Annotated in this window: 18 protein-coding genes and 1 tRNA gene; 9 read left to right on the forward strand and 10 right to left on the reverse strand. The window is 74.7% G+C overall.

Annotated elements, in window-relative coordinates; genetic code table 11:
• Positions 1 to 40: 40 nt before the first annotated feature.
• From WIS52_RS14560 to WIS52_RS14575, 4 genes are all read right to left on the reverse strand, one after another.
• Entirely contained in the window at positions 41 to 853 is an 813-nt protein-coding gene (locus WIS52_RS14560) for a siderophore-interacting protein (protein WP_349298764.1), read from the reverse strand.
• A gap of 75 nt (positions 854 to 928) precedes the next feature.
• Positions 929 to 1,198 (reverse strand): DUF2277 domain-containing protein, encoded by a 270-nt coding sequence (locus tag WIS52_RS14565; protein ID WP_349298765.1) that lies wholly within the window; start codon positions 1,196 to 1,198, stop codon positions 929 to 931.
• Between the two features lie 71 nt (positions 1,199 to 1,269).
• Entirely contained in the window at positions 1,270 to 2,295 is a 1,026-nt protein-coding gene (locus WIS52_RS14570; RefSeq protein ID WP_349298766.1) for an NAD-dependent epimerase/dehydratase family protein, read from the reverse strand.
• Between the two features lie 101 nt (positions 2,296 to 2,396).
• Positions 2,397 to 3,083: a PIG-L deacetylase family protein gene (locus WIS52_RS14575; protein ID WP_349298767.1), complete on the reverse strand. Its 687-nt coding sequence runs from the start codon at positions 3,081 to 3,083 to the stop codon at positions 2,397 to 2,399.
• Between the two features lie 215 nt (positions 3,084 to 3,298).
• On the opposite strand from WIS52_RS14575, the gene WIS52_RS14580 reads away from it, so the two are divergent.
• From WIS52_RS14580 to WIS52_RS14590, 3 genes are all read left to right on the forward strand, one after another.
• Positions 3,299 to 3,369 (forward strand) — tRNA-Gln (locus tag WIS52_RS14580).
• A 492-nt stretch (positions 3,370 to 3,861) separates the two neighbouring features.
• Positions 3,862 to 4,512 carry a hypothetical protein gene (locus WIS52_RS14585; RefSeq protein WP_349298768.1) on the forward strand — a complete coding sequence of 217 codons (651 nt, stop codon included), beginning with the start codon at positions 3,862 to 3,864 and terminating at the stop codon, positions 4,510 to 4,512.
• A 454-nt stretch (positions 4,513 to 4,966) separates the two neighbouring features.
• Positions 4,967 to 5,632, forward strand: a complete 666-nt coding sequence (locus tag WIS52_RS14590; RefSeq protein ID WP_349298769.1) for a hypothetical protein — start codon at positions 4,967 to 4,969, stop codon at positions 5,630 to 5,632.
• 434 nt (positions 5,633 to 6,066) lie between these two features.
• Here the strand turns inward: WIS52_RS14590 and WIS52_RS14595 are convergent, their stop codons facing one another.
• The 6 genes from WIS52_RS14595 to WIS52_RS14620 all read right to left on the reverse strand — a co-directional run bounded on the left by WIS52_RS14595 (position 6,067) and on the right by WIS52_RS14620 (position 13,265).
• Positions 6,067 to 6,609 (reverse strand): TetR/AcrR family transcriptional regulator, encoded by a 543-nt coding sequence (locus WIS52_RS14595; protein WP_349298770.1) that lies wholly within the window; start codon positions 6,607 to 6,609, stop codon positions 6,067 to 6,069.
• Positions 6,606 to 7,115 carry a GNAT family N-acetyltransferase gene (locus tag WIS52_RS14600; RefSeq protein ID WP_349298771.1) on the reverse strand — a complete coding sequence of 170 codons (510 nt, stop codon included), beginning with the start codon at positions 7,113 to 7,115 and terminating at the stop codon, positions 6,606 to 6,608. Before WIS52_RS14600 ends, WIS52_RS14595 begins: the two co-directional genes overlap by 4 nt.
• Before the next feature lie 7 nt (positions 7,116 to 7,122).
• On the reverse strand, positions 7,123 to 9,633 hold the full coding sequence (locus WIS52_RS14605) for a helix-turn-helix transcriptional regulator (protein WP_349298772.1): 2,511 nt from the start codon (positions 9,631 to 9,633) through the stop codon (positions 7,123 to 7,125).
• Positions 9,634 to 9,719: 86 nt separating this feature from the next.
• Complete coding sequence (locus tag WIS52_RS14610) at positions 9,720 to 12,017, reverse strand: hypothetical protein (protein WP_349298773.1); 2,298 nt, start codon at positions 12,015 to 12,017, stop codon at positions 9,720 to 9,722.
• 126 nt (positions 12,018 to 12,143) lie between these two features.
• On the reverse strand, positions 12,144 to 12,527 hold the full coding sequence (locus tag WIS52_RS14615) for a hypothetical protein (protein ID WP_349298774.1): 384 nt from the start codon (positions 12,525 to 12,527) through the stop codon (positions 12,144 to 12,146).
• Between the two features lie 294 nt (positions 12,528 to 12,821).
• The gene (locus WIS52_RS14620; RefSeq protein ID WP_349298775.1) at positions 12,822 to 13,265 is read right to left on the reverse strand and encodes an OsmC family protein; all 444 of its coding nucleotides are present in this window, start codon (positions 13,263 to 13,265) and stop codon (positions 12,822 to 12,824) included.
• Positions 13,266 to 13,554: 289 nt separating this feature from the next.
• Between WIS52_RS14620 and glmU the strand changes: the two genes are divergently transcribed.
• From glmU to pth, 6 genes are all read left to right on the forward strand, one after another.
• Positions 13,555 to 15,132 carry a bifunctional UDP-N-acetylglucosamine diphosphorylase/glucosamine-1-phosphate N-acetyltransferase GlmU gene (glmU, locus tag WIS52_RS14625; protein ID WP_349298776.1) on the forward strand — a complete coding sequence of 526 codons (1,578 nt, stop codon included), beginning with the start codon at positions 13,555 to 13,557 and terminating at the stop codon, positions 15,130 to 15,132.
• A complete protein-coding gene (locus WIS52_RS14630; RefSeq protein ID WP_349298777.1) occupies positions 15,129 to 16,109 on the forward strand; it encodes a ribose-phosphate diphosphokinase in 981 nt (326 codons plus the stop codon). Before glmU ends, WIS52_RS14630 begins: the two co-directional genes overlap by 4 nt.
• 273 nt (positions 16,110 to 16,382) lie before the next feature.
• Positions 16,383 to 16,667, forward strand: coding sequence for an FmdB family zinc ribbon protein (locus WIS52_RS14635; RefSeq protein WP_349298778.1), 285 nt, complete (start codon positions 16,383 to 16,385; stop codon positions 16,665 to 16,667).
• 55 nt (positions 16,668 to 16,722) lie between these two features.
• Positions 16,723 to 17,976, forward strand: a complete 1,254-nt coding sequence (gene fmdA / locus WIS52_RS14640; protein ID WP_349298779.1) for a formamidase — start codon at positions 16,723 to 16,725, stop codon at positions 17,974 to 17,976.
• A gap of 278 nt (positions 17,977 to 18,254) precedes the next feature.
• On the forward strand, positions 18,255 to 18,944 hold the full coding sequence (locus WIS52_RS14645; RefSeq protein ID WP_349298780.1) for a 50S ribosomal protein L25/general stress protein Ctc: 690 nt from the start codon (positions 18,255 to 18,257) through the stop codon (positions 18,942 to 18,944).
• Entirely contained in the window at positions 18,941 to 19,534 is a 594-nt protein-coding gene (pth, locus tag WIS52_RS14650; RefSeq protein WP_349298781.1) for an aminoacyl-tRNA hydrolase, read from the forward strand. The genes WIS52_RS14645 and pth overlap by 4 nt, the downstream gene beginning before the upstream one ends.
• Positions 19,535 to 19,685: the final 151 nt, after the last annotated feature.

The following is a 19,685-nucleotide window of genomic DNA, read 5'->3' on the forward strand; positions in this document are numbered from 1 at the left end:
CCGGTGCGTCGCCGGGGACTCCGGCGACACCGCCACCGGGTCAGGGGCTGAGCAGGCCCTCGCGGGTCAGGGTCGCCTCGTAGAGGTCCATCATCGTCTCCTCGTCCCCGCCGCTGGCCGCCTCGGCGTCGGCGTAGGCCCTGGCGAAGCGCTCCTGGTTGGCCTCCCAGGTCCGGCGGAACGTCTCGCCGTTGCGCCGCCAGTACCCGAGCACGCCGTAGGCCGAGGGCGGCAGCCCGCGTTCGTGGCGCAGGTGCTTGCGGGCGGCGCGGGTCGCGGCGGCCTCCCCGCCGACGTAGACGTAGCCGGGGCCCTCGGGCAGCTCCAGCCCGGCGACGATCTCGGGGATCCGGCTGCCGTTCTCCGGCGGGACCTCGCGCCGGACCCGGACGTGCTCGGCGAAGTCGGCCGGGATCTCGTCGACCTCGAGGATCACGTCGGTGGTCAGCCCGGGCGGGGTCTCGGCGACGACGCGGGCCAGCGCCGGCAGCGCGGCGGCGTCCCCGACGAGGATCTGCCACCGGGCGTCGGCCGGCCGGCGGAACCAGCTGTGGCTGCGGGACACGCCCAGCTCGTCACCGACCCGGGCGCGGCGGGCCCAGCCCGCGCCGACGCCGCCGGCGTGGCAGACCAGGTCGATGCGGGCGCGCCGGCGGTCCGGGCTGATCTCGCGCAGGGTGTACCAGCGGCCGATCTCGTCCCGGCCGCCGTCGGCGAGCGGGAAGTGGAAGACGCAGGCCTCGTCCGGGACGCCGGGCAGGCCGAGCGCGGCCAGCGCGTCGCCCTCGACGTCGGCGCGGACGAACGTCTCGGACAGCCGGTGCACACCCGTCACCCGTACCGCACCGCTCACCACTGGCCCCCCTCGTAGGTGAGGCTCAGCTAACCACGAGCGGGACGACGAAGTCCACGTGATCCGTTTCGCCGCTCAGCGGGCGTAGCGCAGCTCCGCGCGGGCCCGCGCCTTGGCCGCCTCGACCTCGCGGTCCTTCGGCGGGGCCGTCGTCACGAGCCCGTCGAGCAGCTCCCGGGTGGCCTCGGCGACGGCGGCGACGGCCTTCTCGAACGCCTCGGCGTTGGCCTGCGAGGGCTTCGCGGCGCCGGAGATCTTGCGGACGTACTGCAGCGCGGCCGCGTCCACCTCGTCGGCGGTGGCCGGCGGCTCGAAGTTGTGCAACGTCCTGATGTTGCGGCACACAGGCGCCTCCGGCGCTCGTGAGTGGTTATCGCGGTCGGAGCCACGATAACCACTCACGAGTGCGGTAGCGCCTATCCGATGACGTGCATCGACTCGTCCAGCTCGCCGGCCGCCTGGCGGGCGTTGAGCACGGCGAGGCGGGTGAAGGAGTTGTCGAACGCGTCCTGGGTCAGGCCGCGGTCGCGGTACTCGGTGGCCAGCTGCTCGGCGCCGGCCGGGATCGACCAGGACGCCTCGAAGCCGAGCTCCTTGCGGGCCCGGGAGAAGTCGACCCGGTAGGAGCGCGGGTCGTTGCCGGCCTCGCCGGTGATGTTCAGCGTCGAGCCGGGGACGGCGTCGATCACGGCCTGCGCGATCTCGGCGACGGTCCGGTTGTTGGTCTCGGTGCCGACGTTGTAGGCGCGGGCCCGCACGACGTCGGCCGGCGCGGCCAGGGCGGCGACGACGGCGCCGGCGATGTCCTCGGCGTGCGCCAGCGGGCGCCACGGGGTGCCGTCGGAGAGCACCGTGACCTCGTTGGTCAGGATCGCCCGGCCGACCAGGTTGTTCAGCACGATGTCGGCGCGCAGCCGCGGCGAGAAGCCGAACGCGGTGGCGTTGCGCATCGAGACCGGTACGAAGTCGCTGGAGGCCAGGTCGGCCAGATCATCTTCGACGCGCACCTTCGAGATCGCGTACGGGGTGACGGGCTTGAGCGGGGCGTCCTCACCGACGAGCTCGTCGCCGGACTGGGCGCCGTAGACCGAGCAGGTGGAGGCGTAGACGAACCGGCCCACCCCGGCCTCCTTCGACAGCCGGGCCAGCCGGGTCGAGGCGTGGTGGTTGATGTCGTAGGTGATCTCCGGGGCCAGCGAGCCCAGCGGGTCGTTCGACAGCGCGGCCATGTGCACGACGGCGTCGAAGCCGGCCAGCTGCTCGACGGTCACGTCCCGCAGGTCGGTCGTGAGGCCGTCGACGTCGGGGGTGTCGAGCTCGCCCAGGATGCAGGAGGCGAACAGCCCCGTGTCGAGCCCGGTGACGTCGTGGCCGGCGGTGGCGAGGAGCGGCGCCATCACCGTTCCCAGGTAGCCCTGATGCCCGGTGAGCAGAACCCGCATGGTGGTCGGTCCCTTCGGTGGTGTCGTCCGCGTCCACTGCAGGAGACGCGTGTGTCGTGCATCGGTTCAGCGCATCGTGAAGCGCATCACTGTTCCCGGCCTCACTGTCCGGCCCCGAATCCGGTCGGATCGGAGCCGCCCATCGGCGCCACGGACAGGGTCATCTTCGGGACGTGGAACGCCTCGGCGTAGCGGGCGTGGCACTGCACACCGCGCACCCGGGCCAGCCCGCGGAAGGTCTCGTCGTCGAACCAGGTGCGGTCGCGCTGCGAGCCGTAGTGCTCGCCGAGCTTCGCGATCTTCTCGGTGAGCACCGGCTCGGCGAGCGGGAGGAACGCCGTCGGCTGGGCCAGGTCACCCTCCCACTTGAGGATCTCGTAGCCCAGGGTCAGGTGGTCCCGGAAGACGGTCGGGACCAGCTCGGCGAGCGTGCGGTGGTCCTGGTGGGCGTCGTGCGCGGACGGGCCGATCACCAGGTCCGGCTCGCTGCGGGCCCGGAGGTCCTCGAGCGCGAGCTTGGCTCGCTCCCAGTGCACCGGGACGCGGCCGTCGGGCAGGTCCATGACGACGACGTCGAGGGTCGCGCCGGGAGTGAAGGCAGCCAGCGCAGCCCGCTCCTCCTCCTCGCGCAGCGACCCCGCGCCCGTCAGCACCAGCGCGGTGATGTCCACCCCGGGGTGCGCTCGGCACAGCTCGAGCAGCGTCCCGCCCGCGCCGATCGCGATGTCGTCGCAGTGCGCGCCGAGCAGCAGCATCCGGTCCAGCCGCTCGGGCAGCAGGTTCAGCACGGGCTCTCCACCACCTCGGCCGGCCCCCCGGTTCCGCCACCGACGTCCGCACTCCGCACGGAGCGCAGTCTGTCAACCCTACGGGTGAACGCCGCGCCCGGGGTGACCCGACCGGGCGAGTACGCGGTCGCGCGTGGACCGGCCGTCGCAAAGCGCCGGAGGCTCGGGTGCGCTGCGGGGAGGCCGAACCGGACGTGACACGATGACGGGCACGATCCGCCGTGGTGTAACGGCAGCACCTCGGATTTTGGTTCCGATGGTCCAGGTTCGAATCCTGGCGGCGGAGCAGGACGTTCAGCGCGGGACGGGCTCGGGGCGATCCTGTCGTGGCCGTTCCAGCAGGAGCACGTGGAACGACCCGCGCGGCAGGGCCGGTCGACCCGGTGGGCCGGCGTCGGGGAACGCGCCGCGCCGGAGCACCGGCGTGCGGCGCCCGATCCTCTCTTCGGGAGGGGAGTCACGAGTCCTCCCCGCACTAGTGCATCCCCCGACCGGACCGTCGGGCTACCCCCCGGACGGCCTAGTCGATCATCCAGGAGGATGACGGCGACACCCCGGCACGTCGGACGTGAAGGCCTCAACGCGCATGACCCACCCCTCCGGCCCACCGGCGGCCGACCCCCGCCACGCCCCGGCTCCGCACGGTCACCGGCCGCACCCGTCCGGCCCGCTCCCGCGGCCGCCCGGGCCGTTCCCGCCGCCGCCCCACGGACGACCCGTTCTGCTGCCACCGGCCGCATGGCACCGGCCCGCCGTGCCGGCGTCGCCACGCCCGGTCATGAGGGCGCGGCCACCCGCCGGCCACGCCGGGACCGCGCCCGGTCACCGGCGGCCCGCACCCGGGCCTGCACCGTGGGAGCGGCCGCCGTCCGACCGTCCGCGACACGAGCGACACGAGCGGCCGGCCCGGGACCACGACGTCCGGGAGCCGGACGACGACCGCGACCGCCGGATCCGGGCCGCCCTCGCGACCGACCCGGACGGTCCCGACACGGCGCCGGACGCCGACTCCGACGACGACCGCTCCTCGGGCGTCGGCGACCGGTGGCCGTGGGTCCTGGGCGGATCCCTGCTGGCGGCCGGGGCACTCGTCGGCGGCTACCTGGTCACCGGAGGCGCGCCGATCCCCGGCGAGGCCGGGACGGTCCGCTACGAGCTCGAGGGACCGGGGGCGGCCGGGCACGTCTTCCACACGGGCACCTCGGGTCCCGAGCAGATGACCCGGGTCGAGCTGCCGTGGTCGGCCGACATCGCGTTCGGCAGGACACCGCCGGACGTGTTCACGCTCAGCGGCAGCCGCGGCCTCGACGGCACCAGCGGCACGCTCACCTGCCGGATCACCGACGCGGCCTCCGGGCGGGTCCTGGTCGAGTCCACGTCGGACGGTGAGTTCGCCAGCGTGCAGTGCCGCGGGTTCCCGGCACCCTGACGCACGCGGGGTCACCCGGACGTGGTGAGGTCAGCGGGTACCGGACACCGGCGCGCACCTTGCGATCACCTTGCGGCGGCTAACGGGCAGCCCGAAGAAGTCGATCACCGAAGGTGACGGCACCCCGACCACATCGCCTGGAAGGCTCATGACGTACCCGCCCGGCCGACCCGCAGGCGGCGACCGGCAGCGTCCCGCCGGACCGCCACCGCCGCACCGGGACCCGCGGCCGCAGCACCCGTCCGGTCCCCACGCGCGACCGCCCGTACCGCCCGGGCCGCCCCGGCACGGTAGCCCGGTCCCCCCACCGCCGGCACCGCGCCGGCAGCCCCCGCCGGAGCGGACGGGTCGTCATCGCCCGGCCCCCTCGCCCGCCGCGCCGCCGCACGACCGGGCACGTCGGCAGCGCGTTCCGGCCCCGCCCCGGGAGGGGTGGGACCGGCCGTCCCCCGAGGTGCCCGGCCGGGCCCGACGACACGGGTCGCGCGGACCGGAGACGCGGGAGCAGGAGGTCCGTACACGGCCGGAACCCGAGCAGGGCGACCGAGAGCACGCGGTCGTCCCGGACGAGCTGATCCCGGCCGAGATGGTCCCGGCCGACACGGAGCCGGCCGCGGACGAGCGGGACGACGAGACCGTCGCCACCCGGCGGCGCTGGCCGTGGGTCGTGGGTGCCGCGGTGCTGGCCTCGGCCGCGCTCGCCGGCGGCTACCTGGCCCTCGCCGGCGGCACGGAGGACCCCGTCGCCACGGCGGAGGCGCCGGCCGAGGCGCAGCCCGCCCCCGTCCTGCCCCCCGGTGAGCCGGGGACGATCCGCTACGTCCTGGAGGGCCCGGGCGCGGCCGCGCACGTCTTCTACACCTCCGCCGCGGGATCCGAGCAGGTCACCCGCCTCGAGATGCCGTGGACGGTGGACGTCCCGTTCGGCGAGGCACCCCCGGAGATCTACACGCTCAGCGCCAGCCGCGGCCTCGACGGCACCAGCGGCCCGCTCAGCTGCCGGATCCTCGACGCGGCCACCGGCGACGTGCTGGCCGAGTCCTCATCGGACGGTGACTTCGCCAGCGTGCAGTGCCGCACGGAACCGGCTCCCGCGGCTCCTCCCGCTCCCGCGCCCTGACCGTGCCAGGACCCGACATCGACGTCGTCGTCCTGACCTCACCGCAGGCCGTCACCGCTGCCCGTCGTGAGTCCCTGATGGACTGCTGGGGCCCCGTCCGGCACCTGCGGAGCCACCCCCGGTTCCGCGGGCTCGGCGTCGGCACGGAGCTGATGTCCGCTGTGACCGGTCCTCAGGGCTACGGCGCCGCGGTCGGCCGAGGGCCGTCTCCCTGAACGGGACGGTCCACCAAGGGGATCTGCCCGTGCCGGACCGAGCTCCACGCGTCGACGCCGCGGCCGATCTCCCGCACGGCACGCCACGCGGCCCGGGCCGTCGCTCGGAGCGCCGTCGTCCACTCGTTCATCGTTGCCACCTCCTGAGTTCCTGATCGCGAGACTCCACCGTAACGAATGAGACAACAATGTCGCAACCAGGACAGAGGTGACGCACGCTCACGGCTGCTCCTTCTCCTGGATCCCGGCGAGCAGTGTCCGCTCGGTGACGTCGGCGATGTCGCCCGCGGCGAGCCGGCCGCCGTGCGCGGCCCGCACGGCGCTGGTCAGCAGGGCGTAGAGCGCCTCGGCCATCCAGGTCGCGGACTGCACGACGCAGAAGTCGCCGGCCCGCTGCCCGCGCCGGAAGAGCTCGACGAGCATCGAGTCCATCGCGTCCGTGCGGTCGAACAGGTCGGCGCCCGCGTAGACCCGGCCGGCCAGCACGAACAGGTCGGCGAACGGCACGAACGCGACGATGACCCGGTGCACCGCCTCGCGCGGGCTCCCCTCGTCCACCCGGGCCGACCGGATCGCCTCGATCCCCCGCTCGATGCCCAGGTCGACGAGCTCGGAGACGAGCGCGTCGCGCCCGGGGACGAGCCGGTGCAGCGTCGCCCGGCTGATCCCGGCGCCGGCGGCGATCTCGGACATCGACGCGCCGGGGTTCTGGACCAGGACCGCAGCCGCGGCGAGCAGGACATCGTCTCGCGCAACCGTCACCGTTCGACGATATCCGCCGTCCCGCCGGTCAGCGTCCGGGCCATCTGCTGGGTGGTGACGGCGTATCCGCAGCTCTCGTAGAGGGCGATCGCGGCCGTGTTGGCGCCGAACACGTTGAGCCCGAGCTGCTGCGCACCGGCGTCCCGGGCGAGCCCTTCGACCGCACGCAGGGCGGCGCGGGCGTACCCGCGACGGCGGAAGGGCTCCTCGATCCGGATCTGGTAGAGCCACGCGACCTCGGTCGAGCCGGTCCGGGGGTCGGTGAGCGCCAGCCAGACCTGGCCGACGACGTCTCCGAGTTCGTCCTCGATGCCGAGCAGCCGGTGACCGGGGGTGTCGGGGCCCTCCGGCAGCAGCCGCTCCAGGTCGTCGCGCACCTTCGCCCGCGCCGTGTCCTCGGGCAGCGCGGTCCGCACGGCGTCGAGGTACTCGACCTCCTGGACGCTCCAGAACGCGTCGAACTCGCCGCGGGACAGGGGACGCAGTGTGATGGCCGGTGGTGTCACCGGGGAATCATCCCGCCGACGGCACCGCCCCCGGCGGCGATGTGGGGAGCGCGCCGCCGAGCTCCGCACGGCTCCCGATCCCGAGCTTGGCGTAGACGTGCCCGAGGTGGGTCTCGACCGTCCGCACCGACAGCACGAGGGCACGGGCCATCTCCGCGTTGCTCGCCCCCTCGGCGGCGAGCGCGGCGACCTCGCGTTCCCGGGTCGTCAGGCGTGGACGGACCAGCCGGTCGAGCGCCGGTGTCCGGGCGCCGCAGGCCGCGGCCAGCTCGGTCGCCCGGGCCGCCGACGCCGCCGACCGGCGTCGCTCCCCGCACCGGCGGTGCGCCGCGGCCGCCGCGGCGGCGACGTCGGCGGCGTCGAGCCGCGCTCCGGCGGTGACGAGCTCGGCGGACACCCGGTCCAGCCGGGCGCCGGTACGAGCGTCCTGCACGGCCGCGGCCCCGGCGTGCGCGGCGAACAGGCGGGGCAGCGGGGCGCGGGCGCGCTCGGCGAGCGTCCGCAGCCGGTCCGCGACGGCGGCCGGCCGGCCGAGCCGCGCGACGTCGTGCAGCAGGACCGCCTCGGTGACCAGATCGCCCCGGGCGGCGGCCTCCCGCGCGACGGCGAGCAGCGGGCGGACCGGGGCGGCGCCGGTGACCCCGGCGGCGCGCAACCAGGTCCGCGCCCGCTCCATCGCCGCGCCGGCCGGACCGGGCACCCGGTCCGGCACCGGGTCGAGCAGCTCGGCGGCCGCGGCGAGATCGCCGCGCAGCACGTGCACGAGCGCCAGCGACCCGACGCAGTCGGCGGACAGCGCGAGCGGGTCGCGCTGCGTCGTCCCGGCCCTGGCCTCGGCCAGCCGTCGCCCGGCGAGCTCGAGGTCGCCGCGGGCCAGAGCCGTCCGGCCGTGCTGCCAGGAGAGCCAGGCGTCCCCCGCCCAGCCCGGTGACGCCAGGTTCCGGTGGTGGGCCTCGTCGGCAGCCCGCTCCAGGTCGTCCGGGCGCCCGGCCATCCGCAGCGCGGAGAGCTCGGCGTCGACCACCAGCAGCCGGGCGAGCGCGGTCTCGACCTGCTCCGCGCCGTCGTCGGCGAGCGCCTCCCCGGCCCGGCCGGCGGCGTCGAGGGCCTCCGCCGGCCGGCCGGCGGCGGCCAGCCGGCCGGCCCGGGCCGCGAGGAAGAGCGCACTCCAGCACCCGCCCGGCGCCCCACCGGGACCCGGCGCGGCGCCGGCGCCGGACACGCCGCCGCGGTCCAGCGCCACGCCGTCCAGCCGGGCCGTGGCCTCCCGCACCGCTGCCGCGGCGGGCCCCTCGTCCGCGGCGTCGAGGGTGTCGAGGGCGACCTCCCCGCGCCGCCGGGCCAGCAACGCGTGGGTGAGCGAGAGCCGTGCGCGGCCGTCGGGTCCACGCAGGCGGCGCCCGGCGTCGGCGAGCAGCGGCCCGAGCTCCTCGACCCGGTCCTGCCAGCGCAGGTCCTCGATCAGCTCCAGATCCGCACGGCTGTCGGGATCCCGGTGGCGAGCCCCGGCGTCCGCCTGCCGTGGCACGACCGACGCCGGCGGGAACGGTGCGGCCGTCCCCGCCCGCGCTCCACCGGTGGCCCCCAGCGCCGCGGCCAGCAGCGGCGCCACCCCGACCCGGCCGGCCTCGTCGAGCTCCAGCAGGCCGCGCCGCTGCAGACCGGTGACCGTGTCCGGATCGCCCGGGTCACCGATCCGCGCGGGATCGACGGGGCCGCTCACCGCCACCCGTTCGAGCACCAGCCGCTCGGTCGCGTCGGTCCCGGCCAGGAGGAACCCGCTCAACCGGCGCGGGGGCTCGACCGGGCCGTCCCATCGCCACGGGCCGCCGTCGGTCGTGAGCCGGCCGGAGTCCCATCCCGACCGCACCAGTTCGCGGAGGAACAGCGGGATCCCGCCGGCCAGATCGCACAGCCGCTGCGCCGTGCGCGCCTCGACGTCGCCGCCGAGCATCCCGGCGAGGAGCAGTTCGGTGTCCTGATCGGACAGCGGGCCGACGGACAGCGGGCTCACGTCGTCCCCGAGCGTCCGCAGCCGCTCGACCGGTGCCCGCTCGCTCCGCTCGGTCGCGACGACGGTCGCGTCCCCGGCGGAGGCGAGCGTCTCGAGCACCGTGCGGGTCAGCTCGTCGAGCCGGTGCGCGTCGTCGACCGTCACCAGGGCCGGCGGGCCGTCGCCCCGCAGCGCGGTGAGCGCGTGCTGCAGCAGGAACAGGCGGTCCGGAGCGCCCGCCACCGGCGGGAGGAGGTGTGCGAGCGGTCCGAGCGGGACCTCGGCCGCGTTCCCGCGGACGTGCACGACACGGCGGTCGTGCGCCCGCCCGGCCCGGGACGCCTCCCGCAGCAGCCGGGTACGCCCCACCCCGAGCGGGCCGGTCAGCAGCAGGCCCGGCGACGCCGGGTCGGCCACCACCTGTTCCAGGACGGCGAGCTCGTGCGCCCGTCCGATCAGCGGCGGCTCCCCCGCCGGGACGGCCAGGACGTGCGGGCGCGACGACGGGGCGGTCGTTCCGGCCACGATGCCCACCTCCCGGTCTTCTACCGGTATGTCCGGATGTCCGCGCCTCCCGGTTCACTCCACTGCGGATTCCGCGGTGCAACTGTTCAGCCGGGGGCCGGGGACGCACCCGCCGACGGCGCCGCGCCGCCGGTCGGGCCCGCCCGCTCCGCGGCGGCGGTCACCAGCGGGCCGCTCCCGGCCAGCAGCACCAGCACGACGACCGCCGCCACCCCGCCGGCGCGGGCCGGACGGTCCCGGGGCAGCGCCCGGTCCGCGAGACCGGCACCGAGCATCGCCAGGACCGGCCCGAGCAACAGGAGGGCGGGGGTCGTCGTGCCGGGGAACACCGACAGCGCCAGCAGCACGAGCGCGCCGGTCGCCACCGGCGCGAACGGGCGCCGGTACCGCAGGGTCGCCAGCGCGACGACGGCGCCGGTCGCGGCCGCGGCGGCCCACCCGGCCGTCGCCGCCGGCCCGGCCCCGCCGAGTCCGATGAGGAACCCCCCGCCGGTCGCGGCGACCGTGGTCGCGGCCACGCCGACCGCCCGGCGGCCGGGCGGGCGCAGGCGGGGTCCGAGTTGCCCGGTCCGCACCGCGTGCGCGACGAAGGCCGCGACGGCCACCAGGGCGACCGGGCTGATCACGGCGGCCAGCACGCACGCCAGGTAGGCGCCGCGGTTCGCAGACGGTCCCCGCCCGGCGAGCAGGGCCGCGAGGACGAGGCAGAGTGCGGCGGGCGCGGCCGGGTCGGCCGCGGCGTGCACGACCAGGAGCGGCGGCACCGCCCCCGCGAGCGCGACGGCGAGCCCGGCGACCGGCACCGGCAGCGCGATCCGCCGGCACAGCGGCCACAGCGCGACCGCGGTCGCGATCCCCAGGAGGACGCCGGCGACGGGCTCGGCGCCCGGTCCGCCCAGCAGGGTGACCAGCGCCTGCACCAGCCGTTCCCCGAGGCCGGCGGGGTCCGCCGAGGGCGCCGGGACCGGCAGCGCACCGGCACCGGCCACCGCGAGCGCGGCGAGCAGCGCCACCGGCACCAGCACGCCGGCCAGTGCCGGGAGCCCGCGGTCGGTCCGGGCGCGTGTCTCGGCCAGCCGGCGGGCCAGCGGCCGCGACACCGTTCTCGCCACCAGCCCGAGCAACAGCAGCACACCGAGCACGGGCAGGACCAGCAGCGTCGCCCGGACCGCACCGAGTACCGCCTCGGTGGTGTCGCCGGCGCGGACGCCGGCGGCGGCATCGGCGAGGTACCCGCGGGCCCCGGCCAACACCTCGGGGAGCACGGACGGCGCGACGACCAGGAACCAGCCGAAGAACAGGACGAGGAAGGGCACGACCAGCGCCACCCACAGCCGCACGATCCGCCGCACGGCCGGGCGCAGCCGGGTGAGCTTCGGATCCGGTGCCGCGCCGGGCAGCCAGCCGCGCAGCACCGGGCCGAGATAGGTGAACAGGTCGGGAACGCCGACGATGTCACTGAGGATGTAGTAGCCGTCGAGCCGGATCATCGGCAGGAACTGGCGGACGGTCTCGACGTGCAGCAGCGCGAGCACGAGCAGCAGCCAGTCGGTGCCGGTGAGCAGCCAGGTCGCGGCGATGCCGCCGAGCACGACCGCGTTGAAGTAGACGCCGCCCAGGTCGGTGCGCAGCCGTCCGGCGCGGGAGAGCCGGTAGCTGTCGGTCACCGTGCTGTAGAAAGCCGGCCAGACCAGGTAGATCCCGACCCCCATCGCGCCCGGCCGGGCACCGCCGTATCGGCAGGCCGAGACGTGCCCGAACTCGTGGAACGCGCCGGTGGCGAGGAAGATCGCGAGTACGGCGAGCACGAGCGACGGGTTCGCGACGACGTCACCGGCACCGGCGACCGCCGCGGTCAGACCTCCGCCGAGCAGCACGGCGGCATCGAGCGCGAGGAACGCGACCAGCACCGGGACGACGACCACCGGCCGGTGCATCCACCGGAACAACCCCGCGATCACCCAGGTCGTCGAGGCGGGGACGACCGGCAGCCGGAAGCGCAGCATCAGCAGGTGGTCCGGGCGCTGCTCGGGTTCGGCCACCTCGCCGGGGTCGGGGTCCCCGAAGCCGGTCTCGACCAGGCCGGCCGGGACGAGCCGTTCCCGGACGAGCGCGTCGACGTCGCCCGCGACGACCTCCTGCCCGGTCTCGCCGGCGACCCGCCGGGCCAGCTCCCCGGTCCCCGCGCGGCCGTCGATCGCCTCGGCGATGCGGTAGAGCAGCTCGGACACCTGCACGACCTGGCCGTCCGGACGGGCGATCACGTAGCGCGGCTCGAGGTACCCGGATCCCTGGTACGGGCCGACGAGCTCGACGCCCTCGGCGCGCCGGAACGGGGGCGCGGTGAACTCGGTAGGCGGATCGAGAAGCGCGGTCCCGGCCATGGACTCACCCCCGAATAATCTGAAGAATGACAGCAGAAATGTCTTGCGCAACCGAGCGGGGGGTGGCCGGCGACCACCCCCCGCTCGTCACGGAATGCCGGGAGAACGAGCCCCCGGCCTACCGGGTCAGCTCCACCTCTGGGAGACCCACGACGAGCCGGAGCCGCCGTCGCCGCCGTCACCGCCGTCGCCACCGTCGCCGTCGCCACCGTCACCGCCGGACGAGGAGGCGCTGCTGTCGCCACCGGAGCCGCCCTCGGCCGACTGGTTGGTGTCGCCGCCGTCGCCGGTCAGGCTGTTGCCGTTGAGCAGCGAGACGTTGATGCCGTCGCCACCGTCGCCGCCGGAGCTGCTCGCCGACGAGCCGCCACCGTCACCGCCGGAGCCGTCGCCACCGCTGCCGCCGTCGCCGCCCCCGCCACCGAGCACGCCCAGCAGGCTGAGCTGGGTGCGGGCGGGGAGCAGCTCGACCTGCTCGGCGTCGAGGTGCCGGGAGATACGTTCGGTCATCGTGCACTCCTTCGTTCCAGGAGGGCGGATCCGTATTTCTTCTCGAACCGGTTCCACCGTGGGAAATCGACCCGTCCGGATCGATCTGTTTTCCATCCTTGCCGCGCCCGGAACGGATTCGCAATCAGATCGACCACGTACAAATCAATGCCGATCACCACGTATGTTCACCTCTCGACCACGGAGATCCGGGCTCCCGCCACGGAGATCGACGGACCGGCCACGCACACGACGACGCCCCGCCGACCGGGGATCCGGCCGACGGGGCGTCGGTGGTGCGGTGCGGTCGGAGGGTCAGCCCTCCAGCGCGGCGTCCAGGGAGATGTCGACGCCGGACAGCGCCTTGGAGACCGGGCAGCCCTCCTTGGCCGCCTGCGCGGCCTTCGCGAAGCCGTCCGCGTCGAGACCGGTGACCTCACCGCGGACCTTCAGGGTGATCCCGGTCAGCTTGAAGCCGCCGTTCGCGTCGTCCGGGCCGAGCGAGACGTCGGCGGTCACGTCGAGCGACTCCGGGGTGCCGCCGGCCTGTCCGATGTTCGCCGAGAGCTGCATCGCGAAGCAGGCGGAGTGCGCCGCGGCGATGAGCTCTTCGGGGCTGGTGGTGCCACCGGCCTCGTCGGCGGCCCGCTTCGGGAAACTGACCTCGTAGGTGCCGACCTTCGAGCTGCTCAGCTCGACCTGCCCGGAGCCCTCCTGCAGGGTGCCGTTCCAGGCGGTGCGAGCGGTACGCGTGGGCATCGTTCCTCCATGCTCATCGGGATCGGTCGTACGCAACCGGTCAACCCGGACCGGGCGTCGACCACTCCCTTCCCGAGGCGCACGGCGGCGAAACGACCTCCCGGCGCGGCGGGCGGTGCGGCCGGGCGCGCCGACGGCCCGGTGGTCGGCGAAACGGTGCCCGTACGATCCGGTACCGGCGCGGCGGCCGGTCCGCGCCCGGTGGGCACGGCCCCCGGGGAGCCGGCCGGCGCGACCCGGCGCGGCGGACGAGAACGCCGTCCGGTGGAACGGCAGCAGGAGGATGACCATGCCCGATGCCCAGCAGGGCGGCACCGGAGAACGTCCCACCGTCCGCGTCGGCGCCGGAGTGGTGCTCGCGGCCGGTGAGGGGTCGCGGATGCGGTCCACGACGCCGAAGGTCCTGCACCCGCTGGGCGGGCGCCCGATGCTCGGCCACGCACTGCACGCGCTGGCCGGCGTCTCCCCCGAGCACCTGGTCGCCGTCGTCGGCCACCAGCGCGAGCGCGTGACCGGCGCGGTCGCCGGGATCGCAGGCGAGGTCGGCCGCGAGATCGTCACCGCGGTGCAGGACCAGCAGCTCGGGACCGGCGACGCGGTGCGCTGCGGGCTCGGCCCGCTGCCCGCCGACCTCGACGGCACAGTGCTGGTCACCTACGGCGACGTCCCGCTGCTCGACACCGCCACGCTGACCGGCCTGGTCGAGTCGCACGAGGACGCCGACGCCGCCGTCACGCTGCTGACCTGCGAGGTCGACGACCCCACCGGGTACGGCCGGATCGTGCGGCAGGACGGCGCGGTCACCGCGATCGTCGAGCACAAGGACGCGACCCCCGGGCAGCGCGCGATCACCGAGGTGAACTCCGGGGTCTACGCGTTCGACGCGCGGTTCCTGCGGGAGGGCCTCGGCCGGCTCTCGACCGACAACGAGCAGGGCGAGCTGTACCTGACCGACCTGATCGGGATCGCCGTCGCCGACGGCCGCACGACCCTCGCCGTGGTGTGCGACGACGAGATGGTGCTGCGCGGGGTGAACGACCGGGTGCAGCTCGCGGAGCTGCGGGGCGAGCTGAACCGGCGGGTGCTGCGGCGCGCGATGCTCGCCGGCGTCACCGTCGTCGACCCCGGCACGACGTGGGTGGACGTCCAGGTGGAGCTGGGCCGCGACGTCGTCCTGCACCCCGGTACCCAGCTGCACGACGCCTGCACGGTCGCCGACGGCGCCGAGATCGGCCCGGACACCACGCTGAGCGCCTGCACGGTCGGTGCGGGCGCCCGGGTCGTCCGCACGCACGGCGCGGGCGCGGAGATCGGTGAGAACGCCTCGGTCGGCCCGTACGCCTACCTGCGCCCGGGCGCCCGGCTCGGCACCGGCGGGAAGATCGGCACCTTCGTCGAGGTCAAGAACTCCGACATCGGGGCGGGCAGCAAGGTGCCGCACCTGACCTACGTCGGCGACGCGACGATCGGCGAGATGAGCAACATCGGCGCCTCGTCGGTGTTCGTCAACTACGACGGCGTCCGCAAGCAGCGCACGACCGTCGGTTCGCACGTGCGCACCGGATCCGACACCATGTTCATCGCACCCGTCACGGTCGGGGACGGCGCCTACACCGGGGCCGGGACCGTGCTGCGGTCCGACGTCCCGCCGGGGGCGCTGGCGGTGTCGGGTGGGACACAGCGCACGATCGAGGGCTGGGTGACCCGCAAGCGTCCGGGCACCCCGGCCGCCGAGGCGGCCGAACGGGCGGGCACCACCCCGCCCGACACCACCCCCGCGGGTTCCGCCGGCAACGGCACCGACCCGCACCAGCGCCGGTCCTCCGGACCGGCCGAGGACCTCAGCCGAGGAGGCACCGCACGGTGAGCGCGATCGCAGGCACGCCGAAGAAGAACATGATGATCTTCTCCGGACGCGCCAACCCGGAGCTGGCCGACCAGGTCGCCAAGGAGCTCGACGTCACGGTCACGCCGCAGTCGGCGTACTCGTTCGCCAACGGCGAGATCTTCTGCCGCTTCGAGGAGTCGGTGCGCGGCAGCGACGCGTTCGTCATCCAGTCGCACTCCGCGCCGATCAACGATGCGATCATGGAGCAGCTGATCATGGTCGACGCGCTCAAGCGCGGGTCGGCCAAGCGGATCACCGCCGTGATGCCGTTCTGGGGCTACGCCCGCCAGGACAAGAAGCACCGCGGTCGCGAGCCCATCTCGGCGCGGCTGGTCGCGGACATGTTCAAGACCGCCGGGGCCGACCGGATCCTGACCGTGGACCTGCACACCTCGCAGATCCAGGGCTTCTTCGACGGACCGGTGGACCACCTGTTCGCGCTGCCGGTGCTCTCCCGGCACATCAAGGACACCCGGCCGGATGCCGACTTCGCCGTCGTCTCCCCCGACTCCGGCCGCGTGCGGCTCGCCGAGCGCTGGGCCGAGACCCTGGGCGGGACGCCGCTGGCGTTCATCCACAAGACGCGTGACCCGCGCAAGCCGAACGAGGCCGTCGCGAACCGGGTGGTCGGTGACGTCGAGGGCCGCTGCTGCGTGGTCATCGACGACATGATCGACACCGGTGGCACCGTGGCGAAGGCGGTCGAGGTCCTGCTCTCCGAGGGCGCGACCGAGGTGCTGGTCGCCGCCACGCACGGCGTGCTCTCCGGCCCGGCCACCGAGCGGCTGTCGAACTGCGGCGCCTCGGAGGTCATCTTCACCGACTCGCTGCCGATCCCGGACGAGAAGCGCTTCGACAAGATGACCGTGCTGCCGATCGCCCCACTGCTGGCCGAGGCGATCCACCAGGTCTTCGAGGACGGGTCGGTCACCAGCCTGTTCGACGGCAACGCCTGACACTCCTGCACCTCCGTGAACGGCGCCCCGCATCCCTGCAGGGGCGCCGTTCCCGCGTCCGGGCCCGGATGATCCCTCTCAGTGGAGCCCGGGTGCCGGCGCAGGGGCACCCCGGCTCCACGGAGAAGGATCATGAGAGGTTGCGGCGCGGTCGTCCGGAACGTCCGCCGTCACGACCGCGGACCCGTTGACACCGCTGCACCCCGCTCGTAGCTTCGAGCGACACCCCCTCGTGATCACGGACGGCGCACCACCGGCCCAGGGAGTCGCGCGATGGCCCGTTACGCGTACCGCTGCGACACCGACGGACCGGTCGAGGTGGTCCGTCCGATCGGCACCGCACCCGCGACCGTCGACTGCCCGTCCTGCGGCGCGACCGCGTCGCGGGTGTTCACCGCACCGATGCTCGGCCTGGCCGACCGCGGGCGGATGGGACTGATCGACCGCACCACCGCCTCGGCGCACGAACCGCAGGTGGTCTCCGCGCCGCCGCCGCGTCCGCTGCGCCGCGACGCGCCCGCCCCGCACCCGGCGACCCGGCGCCTCCCCCGGCCCTGAGCGGGCCGAGCTCCCCCACCGACCCGCACGCGCACCGTGACCGGAGGAGAGTTCGATGCCCAGGCCCGTGTTCCCGCTCGACAGCAGCCGATCGTTCACCGACCAGCAGATCGTCGGCCACAACCGCTGGCATCCGGACATCCCGGCCCAGGTGCACGTCAAGCCCGGCGACAGCTTCCGGGTCGACTGCCGGGAGTGGTTCGACGGCGCCATCCGCAACGACGACTCCGCCGACGACATCCTGAACGCCCCGCTCGCCGGAGTGCACGTGCTGTCCGGCCCGATCGCCGTCTCCGGTGCCGAGCCGGGCGACCTGCTGATCGTCGACATCCTCGACGTCGGCCCGATCCCGCAGGAGGACTCGGGCCCGCTGGCCGGGCAGGGCTGGGGCTACACGGGGGTGTTCGCCACCCGCAACGGCGGCGGCTTCCTCACCGAGCAGTTCCCGGACGCCTACAAGGTGATCTGGGACTTCCAAGGCGGGACGGCGACCTCCCGGCACGTCCCCGGGGTGGCCTTCACCGGGATCGTCCACCCCGGACTGATGGGCACCGCGCCGTCGCACGAGCTTCTCGGGCGGTGGAACGCCCGGGAGCAGGCGCTGATCGACACCGACCCGCAGCGGGTCCCGCCGCTGGCGCTGCCTCCGCTGCCGGACTCGGCGATCCTCGGCTCGCTGTCCGGCGCCGACTTCGACCGGGTGGCCGGGGAGGCCGCGCGGACCGCCCCGCCCCGGGAGAACGGCGGCAACCAGGACATCAAGAACCTCACGAAGGGCAGCCGGGTCTTCTACCCGGTGTTCGTCGACGGCGCGCACCTCTCGATGGGCGACCTGCACTTCTCCCAGGGCGACGGCGAGATCACCTTCTGCGGCGCGATCGAGATGGGCGGGTTCATGGACCTGCACGTCGACCTGATCAAGGGCGGGATGCAGACCTACGGCGTGACCGAGAACGCGATCTTCATGCCGGGCAACACCGACCCGCAGTACAGCCAGTGGCTCGCGTTCTCCGGGACCTCGGTGACGCTCGACGGCGAGCAGCGCTACCTCGACTCGCACCTGTCCTACCAGCGGGCGTGCCTGCACGCGATCGACTACCTGACGACGTTCGGCTACTCCGCCATCCAGGCCTACATGATCCTCGGGGCGGCGCCGATCGAGGGCCGGCTGTCCGGCGTCGTCGACATCCCGAACTCGTGCTCGACGGTCTACCTCCCGACCGCGATCTTCGACTTCGACGTCACGCCCGGGCCGGGCGGGCCGCACCAGGTCGATCCCGGGCAGGGGGTGCCGAAGGCGAGCGCCTGACCCGGGTTCCGCGCTCCTGCCGGCCGGCTCGTGGCCCGCGGACGGGCCGGAGGGGCCGCGGCTCGCGACCACTCGATGCGGGCGCGATCAGCCGTTGCGGACGCCGCGCTGCCCGTGTAGAGGGCCCGTCCCGGCGACACCCGGGCGTCACGTAGACTTCCGGCCATCTCCGCGGCGAGGGCGGGTGCACGCAGACCCGCCGTGATCGACGTGGCCGACTTCGGTCGGCTCCTCGCCGCGCGCCTGACGCCGAAAGATCTTCCCGAGGAGCAGTTCCCGTGGCCCAGACCCGCATTCCCGCCGAGAACCGGACCGAGTTCGGCAAGGGCGCCGCCCGCCGTACCCGCCGCGCGGGCAAGATCCCCGCCGTCCTCTACGGGCACGGCACCGACCCGGTGCACCTGTCGCTGCCGTCGCTGGAGTTCGCCGCCGTCGTCCGTGAGCAGGGCCGCAACGCCGTGCTCGAGCTCGACGTCGACGGCAGCAAGCCGCAGCTCGCGCTGACCAAGACCGTGGTCGTGCACCCGCTGCGCCCCTACATCGAGCACGTCGACCTGCTCGTGATCAAGCGCGGCGAGAAGGTCTCGGTCGAGCTGGACGTCGTCGTGACCGGCGACGCCGCCCCGGGCACCCTGGTCACCCAGGACCTCAACACCGTGCTGGTCGAGGCCGACGCGCTGAACATCCCGGAGAACATCGAGATCTCCGTCGAGGACGCCGAGATCGGCACCCAGTACTTCGCGAAGGACCTGCGCCTGCCCGGCGGCGTCGAGCTGCAGACCGACGCGGAGTACCTCGTCGTGCAGGTCATCGCGGCGCCGACCGAGGAGGACCTCGAGGCCGAGATCGACACCGAGGGTGCCGGCGTGGTCGAGGAGCCCTCCGACGAGGAGGAGGCCGCCGAGTCCGCCGAGGGCGAGGGCGAGGGCGAGTCCGCCTCCGACGAGTCCGGCTCCGACGACAAGTGAGTTCCCTGCCGGGCCCCGCTCTGGTGGTCGGGCTCGGCAACCCGGGCCCGGACTACGCCGAGACCCGGCACAACGTCGGTGTCCGCGTCGCCGCACTGCTGGCGGCGCGGGCCGGCGCGGGCCGGTTCTCGGCGCACAAGCGGTCGAACTCCGACGTGGCCCAGGGCCGGCTGGCCGGCCGGCCGGTGACCGTGGCCGTCCCGCGGACGTACATGAACCTCTCGGGCGGCCCGGTCGCCGGGCTGGTGCAGTACTTCTCGGTGCCGCCGGCCGAGCTGATCGTGATCCACGACGAGCTGGACCTCGACTTCGGCGTCGTCCGCCTCAAGCGCGGTGGCGGCGAGGGCGGGCACAACGGCCTGCGTTCGATCAGCCGCTCGCTGGGCACGAAGGACTACCTGCGGGTGCGGTTCGGGATCGGGCGGCCGCCGGGTCGCCAGGACCCGGCCGACTACGTGCTCAAGCGCTTCTCGGGTACCGAGAAGAAGGAGCTCGACCTCGGCATCGACCTCGCGGCCGACGCCGCCGAGGCACTGCTCACCGACGGCCTGGAGCCGGCCCAGAACCGCTTCCACCCGCTCTCGGGCTGAGCGGACGCCCCGGTCCCGCGCGGACCGGGGCGTCCGCGTGTCCGGGCCCGCTCACACTGCAGGGTCCCGGGCACCGCACCGCACCGCACCGCACCGCACCGCACCGCACCGCACCGCACCGCACCGCACCGAGCATCGCTCCGCCCGAGCC

It is taken from the genome of Pseudonocardia nematodicida (assembly GCF_040105385.1).
Lineage (GTDB): Bacteria > Actinomycetota > Actinomycetes > Mycobacteriales > Pseudonocardiaceae > Pseudonocardia > Pseudonocardia nematodicida.

What these genes read in the sequence shown, in the direction of transcription:
- WIS52_RS14570 (WP_349298766.1), bottom strand. Translation starts at nt 2,295, where the DNA reads ATGCGGGTTCTGCTCACCGGGCATCAGGGCTACCTGGGAACGGTGATG.
- WIS52_RS14585 (WP_349298768.1), top strand. Translation starts at nt 3,862, where the DNA reads ATGAGGGCGCGGCCACCCGCCGGCCACGCCGGGACCGCGCCCGGTCAC.
- WIS52_RS14610 (WP_349298773.1), bottom strand. Translation starts at nt 12,017, where the DNA reads ATGGCCGGGACCGCGCTTCTCGATCCGCCTACCGAGTTCACCGCGCCC.
- WIS52_RS14615 (WP_349298774.1), bottom strand. Translation starts at nt 12,527, where the DNA reads ATGACCGAACGTATCTCCCGGCACCTCGACGCCGAGCAGGTCGAGCTG.
- WIS52_RS14620 (WP_349298775.1), bottom strand. Translation starts at nt 13,265, where the DNA reads ATGCCCACGCGTACCGCTCGCACCGCCTGGAACGGCACCCTGCAGGAG.
- glmU (WP_349298776.1), top strand. Translation starts at nt 13,555, where the DNA reads ATGCCCGATGCCCAGCAGGGCGGCACCGGAGAACGTCCCACCGTCCGC.
- WIS52_RS14635 (WP_349298778.1), top strand. Translation starts at nt 16,383, where the DNA reads ATGGCCCGTTACGCGTACCGCTGCGACACCGACGGACCGGTCGAGGTG.
- fmdA (WP_349298779.1), top strand. Translation starts at nt 16,723, where the DNA reads ATGCCCAGGCCCGTGTTCCCGCTCGACAGCAGCCGATCGTTCACCGAC.